10 protein-coding genes and 2 pseudogenes are annotated in these 15375 nt (G+C 44.7%); all 12 read left to right on the forward strand.

Annotated features, from left to right (window positions below; translation table 11 throughout):
* A pseudogene (locus D8792_RS10500) lies at nt 1-301 on the forward strand (ABC transporter ATP-binding protein); the annotation flags it as partial.
* Complete coding sequence (locus tag D8792_RS10505) at nt 282-2282, forward strand: ABC transporter permease (protein ID WP_125373981.1); 2001 nt, start codon at nt 282-284, stop codon at nt 2280-2282. The pseudogene D8792_RS10500 and the gene D8792_RS10505, both read left to right, overlap by 20 nt.
* Before the next feature lie 149 nt (nt 2283-2431).
* Nucleotides 2432-3080: pseudogene (locus D8792_RS10510) on the forward strand (ABC transporter ATP-binding protein); the annotation flags it as partial.
* Nucleotides 3081-3298: 218 nt separating this feature from the next.
* Entirely contained in the window at nt 3299-4162 is an 864-nt protein-coding gene (locus tag D8792_RS10515; protein ID WP_125373983.1) for an ABC transporter permease, read from the forward strand.
* 20 nt (nt 4163-4182) lie between these two features.
* Nucleotides 4183-4638: a LytTR family DNA-binding domain-containing protein gene (locus D8792_RS10520; protein WP_125373984.1), complete on the forward strand. Its 456-nt coding sequence runs from the start codon at nt 4183-4185 to the stop codon at nt 4636-4638.
* Between the two features lie 10 nt (nt 4639-4648).
* Nucleotides 4649-5050: a DUF3021 domain-containing protein gene (locus D8792_RS10525; RefSeq protein ID WP_125373985.1), complete on the forward strand. Its 402-nt coding sequence runs from the start codon at nt 4649-4651 to the stop codon at nt 5048-5050.
* 184 nt (nt 5051-5234) lie between these two features.
* Nucleotides 5235-5801: a TetR/AcrR family transcriptional regulator gene (locus D8792_RS10530; RefSeq protein ID WP_125373986.1), complete on the forward strand. Its 567-nt coding sequence runs from the start codon at nt 5235-5237 to the stop codon at nt 5799-5801.
* A 162-nt stretch (nt 5802-5963) separates the two neighbouring features.
* Complete coding sequence (locus D8792_RS10535; protein ID WP_185758449.1) at nt 5964-6311, forward strand: hypothetical protein; 348 nt, start codon at nt 5964-5966, stop codon at nt 6309-6311.
* A gap of 9 nt (nt 6312-6320) precedes the next feature.
* Nucleotides 6321-6668 carry a class Ib ribonucleoside-diphosphate reductase assembly flavoprotein NrdI gene (locus D8792_RS10540; RefSeq protein WP_125373987.1) on the forward strand — a complete coding sequence of 116 codons (348 nt, stop codon included), beginning with the start codon at nt 6321-6323 and terminating at the stop codon, nt 6666-6668.
* Nucleotides 6669-6881: 213 nt separating this feature from the next.
* Complete coding sequence (bgaA, locus tag D8792_RS10545) at nt 6882-13721, forward strand: LPXTG-anchored adhesin/beta-galactosidase BgaA (RefSeq protein WP_125373988.1); 6840 nt, start codon at nt 6882-6884, stop codon at nt 13719-13721.
* Nucleotides 13722-14140: 419 nt separating this feature from the next.
* Nucleotides 14141-14272: a hypothetical protein gene (locus D8792_RS11770; RefSeq protein ID WP_260470300.1), complete on the forward strand. Its 132-nt coding sequence runs from the start codon at nt 14141-14143 to the stop codon at nt 14270-14272.
* A gap of 527 nt (nt 14273-14799) precedes the next feature.
* Nucleotides 14800-15375: ABC transporter ATP-binding protein (locus D8792_RS10555; RefSeq protein ID WP_142999393.1), on the forward strand; the 576-nt coding region annotated here is incomplete at its 3' end.

Here is a 15375-nt window from a genome sequence, read left to right on the forward strand (position 1 = left end):
TATCACCGAGCCTGAGATTTTGCTGGCAGATGAGCCGACAGGAGCCTTGGACTCTAAGTCCTCGGCAGCTCTCTTGGATGTCTTTGACGATATCAATGACCGGGGCCAGACCATTCTCATGGTAACCCACTCGACTTCGGCAGCTAGTCGGGCCAAGCGGGTGCTCTTTATCAAGGACGGGATTCTCTACAATCAAATCTTCCGCGGCAACAAGACTGAGCGGCAGATGTTCCAAGAGATTTCCGATACATTGACGGTCATGGCAAGTGAGGTGGGCGACTATGTTCAAACTAACAAGTAAACTGGCTTTATCAAATCTGATCAAAAATCGCAGTTTGTATTATCCATTTGCCTTGGCAACGGTACTGGCAACAGCGATTTTGTATAGTTTTGTCTCACTGGCTCATAGCCCTAATATGGAGAGCTCTTATGGTGGTACAGCGGCTCGCATGACCTTGCAGTTTGGTATCCAGGTCATTCAGATTGCGGTGCTCATCCTTATCACCTATGCCAATAGCTTTGTTATGAAGAACCGTTCGCGGGAGCTCGGTGTTTATAGCGTGCTGGGGATGGAAAAACGCCACCTGCTACTTATGACCTTCTTTGAGCTCTGTGTCTTTTATCTGGGCACGGTCGGTCTGGGAGTCTTGTCTGGACTAGCTTTAGATAAGATGCTCTACGCCGTTCTTTTGAAATTGATGGGAATGCCGGCAGTTCTTGCCTCGACCTTCCAATGGCAAAATGTCTGGATGACTCTAGTCAGTCTAGGTGTCGCATTTGCGGTGATTTTGTTGCTTAACTCGACTCGCCTTCTACGCTATAGCTCTCTTAACCTAATGAAAGAAAAGAAAGCAGGCGAGAAGAAGGGACGCTTCCTTTGGGTGCAAACCTTGCTGGGGCTCCTGCTCATGGGTGTGGCTTATTACATGGCTTTGACCGTTACCAAGCCTGTCGCTGCTATCGGCAATTTCTTTATAGCCGTGATCATGGTTATCCTAGCAACCTATCTGCTTTTTAATGCAGGTTCGATTACACTATTGCAATTTCTCAAAAAGCGCAAAGGCTACTATTATAAAACGCAGAATTTCATTTCTGTTTCCAATCTCATCTCGCGGATGCGTAAAAATGCAGCGGGCTTGGCAACTATTTCCATTCTATCTACCATGCTCTTAGTGACTCTGGTTGGTACAATCAATATCTATGTTGGAGGTCAGGATTATATTACTACCTTGCATCCAAAGGATTATAATGTCAGCGTCGTCCTGCCGAACTCAACTGACCAGACGGAAGCTCTGTTGGATAAGGTTCAGCAAGTAGCTCAGAACACAGGCCTGAAGAAGCCAAGCTATACTACCTATCTCTATCAATCAGCCTTCATCATGAAATTAGCTGGTAATGATGTGACGGTTCCAATGCAAAGCGAGCTGGATTCGGATCCAAGTATCTTGACCAAGTCTGCTGGTACGATTACGGTCATCAATCGTCAGGATTATGAAAAAATGACAGGGAAAAAGATAGACTTGGCAGATGATGAAACTCTTGTCTATGGAAAAAATGTTTCCTTAAATAAGGATAAACCTCTCCGATTAAATGGTAAAGACTGGAAGATTAAGCAGCTTTTACCGTCGAATTTCACGCATGGGGAAATCCCTAATCCAAACGACGTGGCCATGGAACAGGGTCTCTATATGGTGGTCAATGATAGTAAAGAAGTTGGACTAAATGTTGCACACTATTACTACATTGGGGTTGCTTCAGAGACTAAGGACAGTAAAAAGTTTGTCGACCAAGTCCAGCTGGCCTTGAGAGATACTTTGGATCAGGAACAAGTCCAAGATGGTAGCTACGCAATGGCTAGTGACCGTCATAGCGCAGAAAAGAGCTATCAGGAACTTACTGGAACCTTGCTCTTCATCGGTGTCTTCCTCTCCGTTATCTTCCTTTTAGGAGCTGTTCTCGTGATTTACTACAAGCAAATCTCTGAAGGCTATGAAGACCGTGATGGCTTTATTATCTTACAAAAAGTTGGTTTAGATGAAAAGCAGACTAGAAGTACCATTCGCAAGCAGATTTTGACTGTTTTCTTCCTACCTCTCATCTTTGCTTTTCTACATATAGCAGCAGTCTTTCATATGCTGCGCTTGATAGTTGCCCTACTAGGTGTGACCAATCTACCTCTCTTAATTCAGACAACACTTGCGACTTGCGGCGTCTTCCTCCTGACCTATATTTTAGTATTCTTACTAACTTCCCGCAGTTACCGCAAGATTGTCGCCCGCTAAGAGCAAATCCCTGACCTCTGGTCGGGGATTTTTTGGTGGCTCGATTTTTACCACTCATCTCTCTCATTTTACCGCTTGTCCAAAAAGCCGAGATTTTTCAAAAAAGACTTGCTATCATAGTCTCAGAAGTTAAGACAGGAGAAAATATCATGTTAGTAGAAACGAAAAATCTAAGCAAGGTTTATGGCGATAAGGTAGCGGTTAATGGCCTGAATTTAGAAATTGAGGCAGGTAGTTTTACAGCCATTTTAGGGCCAAATGGCGCAGGAAAGTCGACAACGATTCAGATGCTGATTGGACTTTTGCAGCCGACATCTGGGCAAATCACTTATGCAGAACAAACCAAGCTGGGCGTGGTCTTTCAAAATAGTGTGCTGGATGCCAATTTGACAGTAGTTGAAAATCTGCAAATCCGTGCTAAGCAGTACAAGCAGGTGGAGACTGGCAAGATTGAGCAGTTAATCGAGCAACTGGGGCTAACTAACTTTGCTAAACAGCGCTATGGGACACTTTCTGGCGGACAAAAGCGACGGGTAGACATTGCCCGTGCGCTGCTCAATAGCCCTGACCTACTTTTTCTGGATGAGCCGACGACGGGCTTGGATATCCAGACCAGAGAAAGCATTTGGAAGCTGCTCAAAGACTTGCAGCAGAAGGAAAATATGACCGTAGTTTTGACTACCCACTATCTCAATGAAGCTGACGACGCAGATAAGATTTACATCGTAGATCATGGTCAGGTCATTGCCCAAGGCTCTGCTGACCAGATCAAGGAGAGCTATGCCTGCAATGTTTTGCGGGTTCTGACCCAAGATTCAGAGGGATTGAAGGCCGCTTTACCGACTAGCTGCGAATGGGAACAAGGCAAGGAGAATGAATTTTTCTTTTATCCTGAGACGACTAAGGAAGCCTTGGCTTTGCTGGGCCAGATTGGTTCTTATATTGAACAATTTGAATTTCAAGCAGGGACGATGGATGATGCCTTTATGTCCCTGACAGGAAGAGAGGTACGTTAAATGTTAATGTTGATCAAACGAAATTTTTTACTCTATTTTCGCAATCATAGTGGGGTGATCCTCTCTCTCTTTGGAGCCATTATTCCCTTTGTTTTATATCTAGTTTTTCTAAAGAACAACATGAAAGGCACTTGGTCAGACAGTAGCCATGCGGCGGAACTGCTCGACTTTTGGTTGATTAGCGGGACGCTGGCTGTCACCGCCTTGACAACCACCCTATCAGCTTTTTCGCAACAAACTGAAGACCGAGAAAGAAAGGTGACCGCTGACCTCTTTATCACAGATTTGGGGCAATGGGGCTTGCGATTTAGCTACCTAATCAGTGCCTTTGTGATTGGCTTTGTCATGCAAGTCTTCATGTTTGCCGTCATGCTGACCTACTTTATCCTAGCGGACAAGATTTCCTTTGACTGGGCGCTGCTTCCCCAGCTGGTCTGCCTCATGCTGCTCAATAGCTTGCTGGCTAGTCTCCTCAATGCGCTAGTTGTTCCTTATTTCAAATCGGTGAATTCCTTGGGACAGTACGCGACGGTCATTGGTGCGGCCTCTGGTTTTCTAGTGGGAACCTATATTCCGATTGGGACTCTGCCCAGCCTGGCTCAAAATCTCATGAAACTGACTCCCTCAACCTACATGGCTTCCCTTTTCAGACAGGTCCTGATGAAGGATTCTCTGACTGAAGTTTTTGCGGACCAGAGTCAGCTCCAGCAAGAATTTGAGAAGCTCCTGGGTATCCGTATCGAATGGCAAAAACTCTTGACAAGCCAAGAAACATACTATATAGTTGGAGTAGTGCTCACTGCAGCAGCCCTGTTCTGGCTAGGTCAAAATTGGCTGCTGAATCAACGGATGAGCTTCAAGTAAAGAAAGTAGGAGGATTAGGTTTGCAGACAAGATTTGAAGAAGATGCTCAGATTTCCTCCCAAGACCCGCTGGTGGTCGTGAGAGCGGATCAGCTAGCTGGTGAGGCCAAGACCGTCCTAGACTATCTGGAAAACTTCAAGGTTGGTCCAAGTGGCGTCCTGCCTATCAAGTCGGATGATAAGTTGGTCATGCTCAAGACAGAGGATATTATCTTGGCCGATATTAATCAGACAACCCTTATGATTTACAGTACCGAGGGCATTTACACAACGACAGAAACGCTGACTCGCTTTCAAAATCGTCTCAATAGTCGCAATTTTATCCAGGTATCTCGCCACGCAGTCATTAACATCGATCATCTGGAATCCTTGTCGGATAGCTTTTCTGGCAATATGACTGCTAAGCTGACCAATCAGCTCAAAACCGACGTCAGTCGCCGCTATGTCAAGCTGCTTATGGACTATTTGGGAATTTAGGAGAGAAATTATGACCTTTAAAAAAATTCTTATCGGTATGCAGGATGGTCTGAGAACAGGTAGTTTGGTCTTTCTGCTGGTAGGCCTGTTCTCAGGAAAAACATTTTCGTTGACTCCTAGCTCTATTCTCAGTGTTCTCCTTGTCAGCGCCTTGATTGGAGTTGCAAGCTATATCTTTGATGCGACAGATCGCTTTCCATTTCCTTTCCTACTTTTCTGCCACTTTGTAGTGACAGCGACCATCGTTTGTCTGGCTGTGATCTGCAATGGCTGGGGAAATATGCTTTTCGGCTGGTTCTTCTGGCTAAACTTTGTTTTGATTTACCTCTTGGTTTGGTTTCTTATCTCCGTCGATTCGATGATCAAAACCAAGAAAATCAACGAGGCCTTAAAAAATCGTAGAAAACACTAATGTATCCAAGACGCAAGCAAGTTTTATCGAGAACTTGTTTGTTTTTTTATTTAACAAAGGAGCTATTATCTCAAACTGCCGTCTTCCTTTCAAAGTACGATTTCCGCTTTTCTTGACAAAGATTTTTAAAGTGTTATAATTTGAATGAATAGAAAATTAAATTCATTCACAACAGGAGAAGGTTATGGATAAAAAAGCTGAATTATTGGCTGAGGCTAGGCAGGTGTTTGCTGAGAAGGGCTATAAAAAGACAAACATTTCAGATATTACAAAGCGTGCTGGCATGGCTGTCGGCTCCTTTTATAAATATTATGAGTCCAAGGAAGCTATTTTTTTAGAGGTTTATGTAGCGGAGAATAACCGCATACGTGAGGAAACCATGCAGCGCGTGGATTGGCAGGGTGAGCCAGAGGCAGTCGTTGAACAGCTTTTTGCAGTCACTTTTGAGTTGATTTCGCCTAATAAAATTTTGGCTGAGTGGAGCAAGCCGGGCATTTCTCAGATCTTGCACGACTACTATAATCAGGATGCTGGCCGCGCGGCCAATGCCTTTCACCAGTTTCTGATTCGGACTTTCAGCCAGCGCTTGCAGGAGAAGGGCTTTTCACAGGAGGAAGTCGCCCAAATCATGAAGGCTTACGATTTGATCTACTACATTGACATGCATGTGACAGAGCAGGATTTTCCAGGCTATTTTGAGAGTATCGAGACCTTGGTGAAATATTTTTTAAAGGGAATTTTTGCTAAATAAGAATTTCCTTTTCTTGGAAGATAATCTGAATGAATTTATAAAAATATTCATTCAGATAAGGGGGTGGATTTGTGTGAGATAGAGTGATAGATTAATTAAATTAGAGACAATCCTGGAATGAATAGTACATAATATTTATTCAAACTAGAAAGTGAGGAAATAATGATGAAACAAGGTGGAAATATGTTGAGTGGAAGGGCTATTTTTGGTCTTTGCCTAGTTGTGATTGGTCTTTTGACCCTTGGTTATGGTGGGGTGGAATTTGGCTTTGGCCTAAGTTTGGGCTTTCAGTCTTTTTTGATTGGTGGTCTTATTTGTATCTTGCTTGGATCGCTTGTGATGCCAGGCGTAGCAGTAGCTATCAAGCTGGTGGTCTTGGCCTTGACGGTGATCAGTATCTTGCTCTATATTCACAGTATGCCTGATTTGGAAATTCTCTTACAACTGATAGCGGATGTGGCTGTCATAGGTTTTGCTGCTTTTCTGGCAGTGCTTNTNTTGAGAAAGTAGGNNGANNAAATGATTATNGTTTATGATTCAGTAACGGGTGTTGGGAAGCGATTTGCAGAATCGCTGGGCTATCCGACACAAAGCATCAAGGAAAAGTTGGAAGAACCCTGCATTCTCATTACGCGAAATGCAGGTGCTGGGAAAATTCCCTGGTCCACTAAGCGATTTATTAAGAAAAATGCAAGCCTGATTAAAGGTTTTGTCAATAATGGAGATTCGGTGAAGCATGGTCGGACCTTCTGCGGGGCGACAGCTTTGATTATCGAAAAATATGGGCTGGCGCATATCTGCGATATTGACCGAGGTGGCAAGGAAGCGGACATCAAACTTGTGCAGGAATACTTGGCTAAACTCTAAGAGCGATTATTTACATGATAAATCTATAGGAAAAGGATGGGTGACAATGGCTCATCTTTTTTATAGGAATGTTCGATAAAGTTTGTTTTTCTCCTAATTTTAGGAAAAACGCTCAAAAATATAAAAATGCTTCTTGCCTTATTGAGATAAGCTATCTTGTTTTATAAAATAGGAGGGAAACGATTATAAAAAGGTAAAGCGCTTCCTTGAAAAATAGAAGCGTTTACTAAAGAAAAAGAAGGAGGATCCTATGGAAAGGATCATTGGAATCGAAAGAGAGTTTACAGCATAAGGAAGTTTTCTATTGGCGTTTGCTCGATAGTTATTGGGACGTGCTTCCTCTTATTTGGAGCAAGTGTGGCGGGAGCGAATCCAGTTTATGCCGAGGAAACAAGGGTGCTGGTTGCTGCAGAAAAGCCTGTGGAGGAAAATCCCGTTGAGGAAGAAGTGACTGCTGAACCAGTGACAAGTCAGGTAGCTGAGCCTGTTGTGCATTCTCAGGAGGAGAAAAAAGAAGAAAATCCTCAGCTTTCTAAAGCGGCGGAGGACATTTCAGCAGCAACTCAAAATGGAGCAAAAGAGAATAGCCAAGAAGCTACTCAAGAAAAAGCTGCGCAGCCTGAGATAAAATCTGCGACCAAGGAAGAAGTGAGCCAAATGATCGAAGATAGAAAAGTGAATTTTAATCAGAATTGGCACTTTAAATTAAATGCTAATGCTAAGGAAGCTATCCAAGCTGAGACGGATGTCACATCATGGAAAAAATTGGATCTGCCTCATGACTGGAGTATCCACTTTGATTTTGACCATGAATCACCTGCACAAAACGAAGGTGGCCAGCTCAACGGTGGAGATGCTTGGTATCGTAAGCCTCTGAAATTAGACGAAAAAGACCTTGATAAAAATGTTCGTCTCACATTTGATGGTGTCTATATGGATTCGCAGGTCTTTGTCAATGGCCAGCTGGTCGGGCATTATCCAAATGGCTACAACCAATTTTCATACGATATTACTCAATACCTCCACAAAGATGGTCGGGAAAATGTCATCGCTGTGCACGTTGTCAACAAGCAACCAAGCAGCCGTTGGTATTCCGGAAGCGGGATCTACCGTGATGTGAGTTTGCAAGTGACAGATAAGGTTCATGTTGAGAAAAATGGTACAACTATCTTAACGCCAGAACTTGAGAAACAACAAGACGGTAAGGTTGCTACTCATGTGACCAGTAAGATTGTCAATACAGACGATAAAGACCATGAAATCACTGCGGAGTATCAGATTGTCAGACGTGGCGGAGAAGCAGTCACAGACCTAATCCGCACTGCTAGCCAAAAAATAAAAGCCCACGAAAGCAGTACCATCCAGGCAAGTTTAGAAGTAGAAAAGCCGGAACTGTGGACCGTGTTTAATGATAAGCCTGCCTTGTATGAGCTGGTAACACGGGTCTATCGTGATGGTCAGCTAGTCGATGCTAAGAAAGACTTGTTTGGCTATCGTTATTACAACTGGACGCCAAACGAAGGCTTCTCTCTCAATGGCCAGAAGGCCAAATTCCACGGAGTATCCTTGCACCATGACCACGGGGCTCTAGGAGCAGAAGAAAACTATAAGGCAGAGTATCGTCGCCTCAAGCAGATGAAGGAAATGGGGGTCAATTCGATTCGTACGACCCACAATCCTGCCAGCGAACAGACTTTGCAGATTGCGGCAGAGCTGGGTCTGATGGTCCAAGAAGAGGCTTTTGATACTTGGTATGGAGGCAAGAAGCCTTATGACTACGGACGTTTCTTTGAAAAAGATGCGACTCACCCAGAAGCTAAAAAGGGTGAAAAATGGTCTGACTATGACCTGCGGACCATGGTTGAAAGAGGCAAAAATAATCCTGCTATTGTTATGTGGTCGATCGGAAATGAAATCGGTGAAGCAAACGGCGATGCTCATTCTTTAGCGACGGTTAAACGTCTGGTCAAGGTCATCAAGTCAGTTGATAAGACCCGCTATGTCACGATGGGGGCTGACAAATTCCGCTTTGGTGATGGTAGTGGTGGTCATGAGAAGATCGCAGATGAACTGGATGTAGTTGGCTTGAACTACTCAGAAGATAACTACAAAGCCTTACGTGCCAAACATCCAAACTGGTTGATTTATGGTTCTGAGACATCTTCGGCAACTCGTACGCGTGGCAGCTATTTCCATCCAGAGCAAGAATGGATCGGAAGCAATCAGTCTTGGCGCAACTATGAGCAGTCTGACTATGGAAATGACCGTGTTGGCTGGGGTAAAACGGCAACCGCTTCTTGGACCTTTGACCGAGACAATGCGGGCTATGCAGGACAATTTATCTGGACAGGTACAGACTATATCGGCGAGCCAACTCCTTGGCACAACCAAAACAACACACCTGTGAAAAGTTCTTACTTCGGAATAGTAGACACGGCGGGCATTCCGAAAAATGACTATTACCTTTACCAAAGTCAGTGGATTTCAGCTAAGAAGAAACCAATGGTTCACCTGCTTCCTCACTGGAACTGGGAAGATCAAGACTTGGCAGACAATGTTGCAGATGCTGAAAATAAAATACCAGTCCGTGCATACTCCAATGCTGCTAGCGTCGAATTGTACTTGAACAACCAATCTTTGGGAGTCAAGAAATTTAATAAAAAAGAAACCAGCGACGGCCGCAGCTACCAAGAAGGAGCAAATCCTCAAGAGCTCTACCTTGAGTGGAAAGTAGCTTATCAGCCAGGTACTTTGGAAGCTGTAGCTCGTGACGATCAAGGTAAAGAAATCGCCCGCGACAAGATTGTCACAGCAGGTCAGCCAGCAGGAGTGCGCTTGGTTAAGGAAGAGCACGTTATCGCAGCAGATGGAAAAGACTTGACCTATATCTACTATGAAATCGTCGACCGTGACGGCAATGTCGTGCCAACAGCTAATAACCTCGTTCGCTTCCAGTTGCATGGACAAGGCCAGCTTGTCGGTGTAGACAATGGTGAGCAAGCCAGTCGTGAACGTTACAAGGAACAAGCAGACGGTTCTTGGATCCGCAAAGCCTTTAACGGTAAAGGAGTTGCCATTGTCAAATCAACAGACCAAGCAGGTAAATTCACACTGACTGCCCATTCTGGTTTATTAAAATCAGACCAAGTGACGGTCTTTACCGGTAAGGATGAGCAGAAAGAAAAGACCGTTTTAGGTACAGAAGTGCCAAAAGTTCGCACAGTTTTGGGACAAGCTCCAAGCTTGCCAGCGACAGTTCCTTTTGTTTACAGTGACGGTAGTCGTGCGGAACGCCCTGTGACTTGGTCGCAAGCAGACGTTAGCCATTCAGGTATTGTAACCGTCAAAGGAGAGGCAGACGGTCGCCAAGTAGAAGCACGTGTGGAAGTTTTAGCTGTTGAAAGAGAATTGCCAGTCATCAAACGAGTAGCTCCTGGAACGGACTTGAGCAGTGTAGATAAGTCGATCCCTCTTGCTCTAACTGACGGCAGTGTCGAACATTATGATGTAGATAAATGGGAAATCGCGCCAGAAGATCAAGCCAAACTGTCTGTGGCAGGTTCTCGTATTCCAATGACAGGTCATCTAGCAGGCGATACTATTACTGCTACCTTGCTCGTGGAAGAAGGGGAAGCAGCTGGCCCTGTGACGCCACTAGTGACTGTGGGTGGTGAGGCAGTATCGGATCTGACTAGTCAAAAACCAGTCCATTATCAGAGCCTTTCCTATGGAGCGCAGCTCCCTTCAGTAGCAGCTACAGCTGAAAATGCGGATGTGACTGTGGTTCAAGCCAGTGCTTCAAACGGTATGCGCGCAAATATTTATGTTCAGCCCAAAGATGGCGGAGCCCTGCAAACTTATGCAGTGCAATTCCTAGAAGAAGCACCGAAAATTGATCATTTGAATCTCCAAGTGGCAGAAGCTGATAAGCTCAAAGAAGACCAGACTGTCCAATTAACTGTTTTGGCTCACTATCAAGATGGCACTCAGGCAGTTTTACAGGCAGATAAGGTGACTTTCTCTACGAAAGGTGAAGGAGAAGTTGCCGTTCGTAAAGGAAGCTTAGAACTACACAAGCCAGGAAATGTGACTTTGAAAGCAGAGTATGACGGTGCTGAAGGGCAAGTGGAGTTAACGATTCAAGCCAATACGGAGAAGAAGGTGGTTCAAGCAGTCCGCCCAGTCCATGTGGTAACAGACTTGCATCAGGAACCAAAACTGCCAACAACTGTGACGGTTGAGTACGATAAAGGCTTCCCTAAAGTTCATAAGGTTACTTGGCAGGCTGTCGAAAAAGAAAAACTTGATCGCTATCATACTTTTGAAGTGGTCGGAAAAGTTGAAGGTATTGAGCAGGAAGCGCGTGCTAAGGTGTCTGTGGAAGGCATTGTCGCAGTAGAGGAAGTCAGCGTGACAACCCCACTTGCGGAAGCACCACACCTGCCAGAGAGTGTCCGAACTTACCATTCAAATGGTCAAGTTTCCTCAGCAAAAGTTACTTGGGACGTTATTTCGTCAAGTCAATATCAAAAAGAAGGCGTCTTCACGGTCACTGGTCAGGTAGAAGGTACTCGATTGCCAACCAAACTCCATGTCTGTGTCTCTGCTAAGACCGAAAATGGAGCCAATATTTCTGACCAATGGACAGGTTCAGAATTGCCACTGGCCTTTGCTTCGGACTCTAATCCAAGTGACCTAGTATCTTATGTCAATGATAAGGTGATTTCTTACAATGACCAACCAGCCAATCGTTGGACTAACTGGAACCGACGGGAAGAAGATTCGGTAGGCGTTCTCTTTGGAGATTCTGGTATTATGACCAAGCGGGCAGTAGACAATCTGAACGTAGCCTTCCACGAAGATCACGGCGTTGGGGCTCCGAAATCCTACGTGATCGAGTATTATGCTGGCAAGACTGTGCCGACTGCGCCTAAGAATCCTAGCTTTGTCGAAAGCGAAGAGCATGTCTTCAACGATGATGCCAACTGGAAACCAGTGACCAACCTCAAAGCTCCAGATCAGCTCAAAGCTGGGGAAATGAATCACTTTAACTTTGATAAAGTCGATACTTATGCGGTTCGGATTCGTATGGTGAGAGCGGATGACAAGTGGGGAACCTCGATCACAGAAGTCCAAATCTTCTCTAAACAAGTGGCTGCAGCGAAAGAGGCAGAAACCCGCATCCAAGTGGCTGGTCAAGACTTGCCAAACTTTAATCCAAGCTTGACTGACTATTATCTCCCAGCTAATGACGGGCAAGTACCAGCAGTAACTGCTAGTGTCAGCAATAATGGTCTGGCAACAGTCGTGCCAAGTGTCCATGAGGGAGATCCTGTTCGTGTTGTCGTGAAGGCAGAAAATGGGGATATCCTCGGGGAATACCGTCTCCACTTTACAAATGATAAAGACTTGCTGGCTCGCAAGCCAGTAGCAGCAGTAAAACAGTCTCGCTTGCTTCACCTAGGTCAAAGCCTAGACTTGCCAAACAAAGTTCCTGTTTACTTCACTGGTAAATCAGACTATGAAGTCAAAGACCTGACTGTAGAGTGGGAGCCAGTTCCGGCTGAAAATCTGGCAAAAGCTGGTGAATTCACTGTTCGAGGGCGCCTTCTAGGTAGTGGCCTACCTGTCGAGCTCTCTGTCCGAGTGACCGATAAGCAAGGCGCGTCTGTGTCAGACAATCCATATTATGATGAAAATGGCAATCAAGCCTTTGCTTCAGCAACCAATGATATTGATCCAGGTTCTCATGACCGTGTGGACTATATCAATGATGGGGATCATGATGACAGTCGTCGTTGGACTAACTGGTCTGCTACTCCATCGGTGAATCCAGAAGTCTCAGCAGGTGTTATCTTCAAGAATCAAGGCAAGATTGTCAAGCGGACGGTCGTTCAAGCCAAACTGCGCTTCTTTGCCGATAGTGGAACAGATGCACCTTCTAAGCTTGTTTTAGAGCGCTATGTTGGACCAGATTTTGATGCCCCTGTCTATTACTCAAACTACCAAGCCTACGAACCGAATCATCCGTTTAACAACCCTGACAACTGGGAAGCTGTACCATATAACATCAATCAAGAAATCCAGGCAGGCACTGAACTTACAGCAAGCTTTAACGCTGTCAAGTCTAAAGCGATGAGATGGCGGATGGAAAGAAAAGATGACAAGAATGGAGTTGCTCTGACGGAGATGACCTTCTTGGCACCAAGTGAATTGGCTAAGGAAAGTACAAATTCTAAGATTTTGGTAAATGGAAAAGAACTGCCAGACTTCTCTCAAGAGCGTCAGAATTATCAAGTGACTTATACAGGTCAACGTCCGAAGATTACAGTAGCAGAAAGCGACCAAGTAGCTTCAACGGTTGTGGATAGTGAAGATGATCATTTGCCAGTCTTGGTGCGCCTTGTTTCAGAAAATGGTAAGCAGGTCAAGGAATACCGCATCCAATTTACCAAGGAAAAACCAGTGACTGGGAAAACTGCAGCTGCTGTCCAAGAGGAACTGCCAAGTCTAGAAGTCCTCGAACAAGAGCTCAACTTCCAAACAGTTGAAAAAGAGGATCCGACGCTCAAACTAGGAGAAAGTCGTGTAGTTCAAGAAGGCCAAAATGGTCAGGAACGAGTTCTCACAGAGGTTTATCCAGATGGCAAGCGAGAAGAAAAACTAAGAGAAGTTCTCCAAGCTCCGACAGATCAAATCATACTCATCGGAACGAAGAAAGAGACGCCTCAGCCATCACCTGAAACTCACCATGTGACTCCTCAAAAACCAGAAGAGACTGGTAAGGGCGAAACTCGGATTGTAGAAGTTGAGAACGGTCAAAGTCCGCCTCAGCCAGCAGCAGAAAGATCTGCTCAAGCACCAGCAAAAGCTGAAGAAGAAAAAACAAAGGCTGAAGAAACAAAATCGGAAGCTAGAAAAGCAAGTCAAACCGACAGTGGTCGTTTGCCAAACACAGGGAACCGTTCTGCACAGCTAGCAGCGCTGGCAGGAATGGGACTTTTAGGCTTAGTAGCTAGTCTTGTAGCAAAACTAAAGAAAAAAGAAGATTGAGTCTCGTTGAGGATTGATCTAAAAAACAAAAGCTGTCGAATGAAGAGAGTGGTACAGAAATCGGTAATTCGTTAGAATTCGATTTCGTCGTCTCACCTCCGCACAGTTGAGTAGGGCTGTAAAAGTTGATGAAATCAGCGTAGTAGAGCCCACTCAACCACTGCGTCTTGCTCGACAATCCAAAGACAATTGAGAGGCTAGGATTTTTGTCCCAGCCTCTTTTGCTATTTTTCCTAGGGAATTGTAGAAAATAGAGCAACTGAACTATCAATCGTCAAATTTCTGTTTAAGATGACAAAAATGTAAGTTTAAAGCTTAAAATGAAAGGTTATTCGATGGTAGGAGGACGAGGAATTTTATATCATATAGGTGTAAGAAAAACAAATCATAAATAATATTCAAATAAAAGGAGGCCCACTATGAAAACAAATCTCTTCAACCATAAACAAAAGACACAAATAGCGCAAAAGATTTCTAAGGAAGAAATCGAAAAAACCAGACTGGGCTGTGCATCAAGCCAGTATTATTTCTGGTTACAATATAGTCATTAAGAAGCAGATGCAGTGAAGGGGCTGGAGAGTGGTACAGAAATCGGTAATTCGTTAGAATTCTATTTCGTCGTCCTACCTCCGCACAGTTGAGTAGGGCTGTAAAAGCTGATGAAATCAGCGTAGTAGAGCCCACTTAACCACTGCATCTTGCTCGACAATCCAAAGACAATTGAGAGGCTAGGACTTATGTCCCAGCCTCACCACCTTTTTGCCCAAATGGAACTGAAAGTTTAGAGAGGCCCACTTGCAAAGCAAGCCAAATCATACAGCCAGCTCCCTCTAATGAACATCAGGTTTTTCCATAACTGGAAGAACGCTAAGTGACAAAAATGTAAGATTAGCGTCTAAAATGAAAGATTAGCTTATGGAAACTTGTCGGGCTTTTCGGTATGATAATAGTATCGTTTTTAGTTTGCTTTCATTGGAAGTCAGCAACTCGGGTAATCTTAGAGCAGAGCTAGCTGATAAAGTATTGAAAGATAAGCTAAATAACCATTTCAAACATAAATAAAAAAGAGGTTCAAGTAATGACATTATTAGATGTACAACATGTGAAAAAGATTTATAAAACCCGCTTTCAGGGTAGCCAAGTAGAGGCGCTGAAAGACATTCACTTTACAGTGGAGAAAGGCGAGTATGTCGCCATCATGGGGGAGTCGGGCTCTGGGAAATCCACCCTGCTCAACATCCTCGCCATGCTGGACAAGCCGACAGAAGGCCGTGTTTTCCTCAATGGAACTGACACGGCAACTATCAAAAACAGCCAGGCTTCCAGCTTCCGCCGGGAGAAATTAGGCTTTGTCTTTCAGGATTTCAACCTGCTGGATACCCTGTCGGTCAAGGATAATATCCTCCTGCCACTAGTGCTCTCTCGCCGTCCTATTACCGAGATGATGCAAAAGCTGGTTACAACCTGCAACGAGCTGGGAATTAACAAGCTGCAAGAAAAGTTTCCTTATGAAATTTCTGGTGGTCAGAAGCAACGGGTGGCAGTTGCCCGCGCCATTATCACCGAGCCTGAGATTTTGCTGGCAGATGAGCCGACAGGAGCCTTGGACTCTAAGTCCTCGGCAGCTCTCTTGGATGTCTTTGACGATATCAAT

Origin of the sequence: Streptococcus cristatus (assembly GCF_003943505.1) — a bacterium.
GTDB classification, from domain to species: Bacteria; Bacillota; Bacilli; order Lactobacillales; family Streptococcaceae; genus Streptococcus; species Streptococcus cristatus_E.

Excerpts from the sequence above, each read along its gene's own strand:
- D8792_RS10530 (WP_125373986.1), top strand. The coding sequence starts at position 5,235 with ATGGATAAAAAAGCTGAATTATTGGCTGAGGCTAGGCAGGTGTTTGCT.
- D8792_RS10505 (WP_125373981.1), top strand. The coding sequence starts at position 282 with ATGTTCAAACTAACAAGTAAACTGGCTTTATCAAATCTGATCAAAAAT.
- D8792_RS10525 (WP_125373985.1), top strand. The coding sequence starts at position 4,649 with ATGACCTTTAAAAAAATTCTTATCGGTATGCAGGATGGTCTGAGAACA.
- D8792_RS10515 (WP_125373983.1), top strand. The coding sequence starts at position 3,299 with ATGTTAATGTTGATCAAACGAAATTTTTTACTCTATTTTCGCAATCAT.
- D8792_RS11770 (WP_260470300.1), top strand. The coding sequence starts at position 14,141 with ATGAAAACAAATCTCTTCAACCATAAACAAAAGACACAAATAGCGCAA.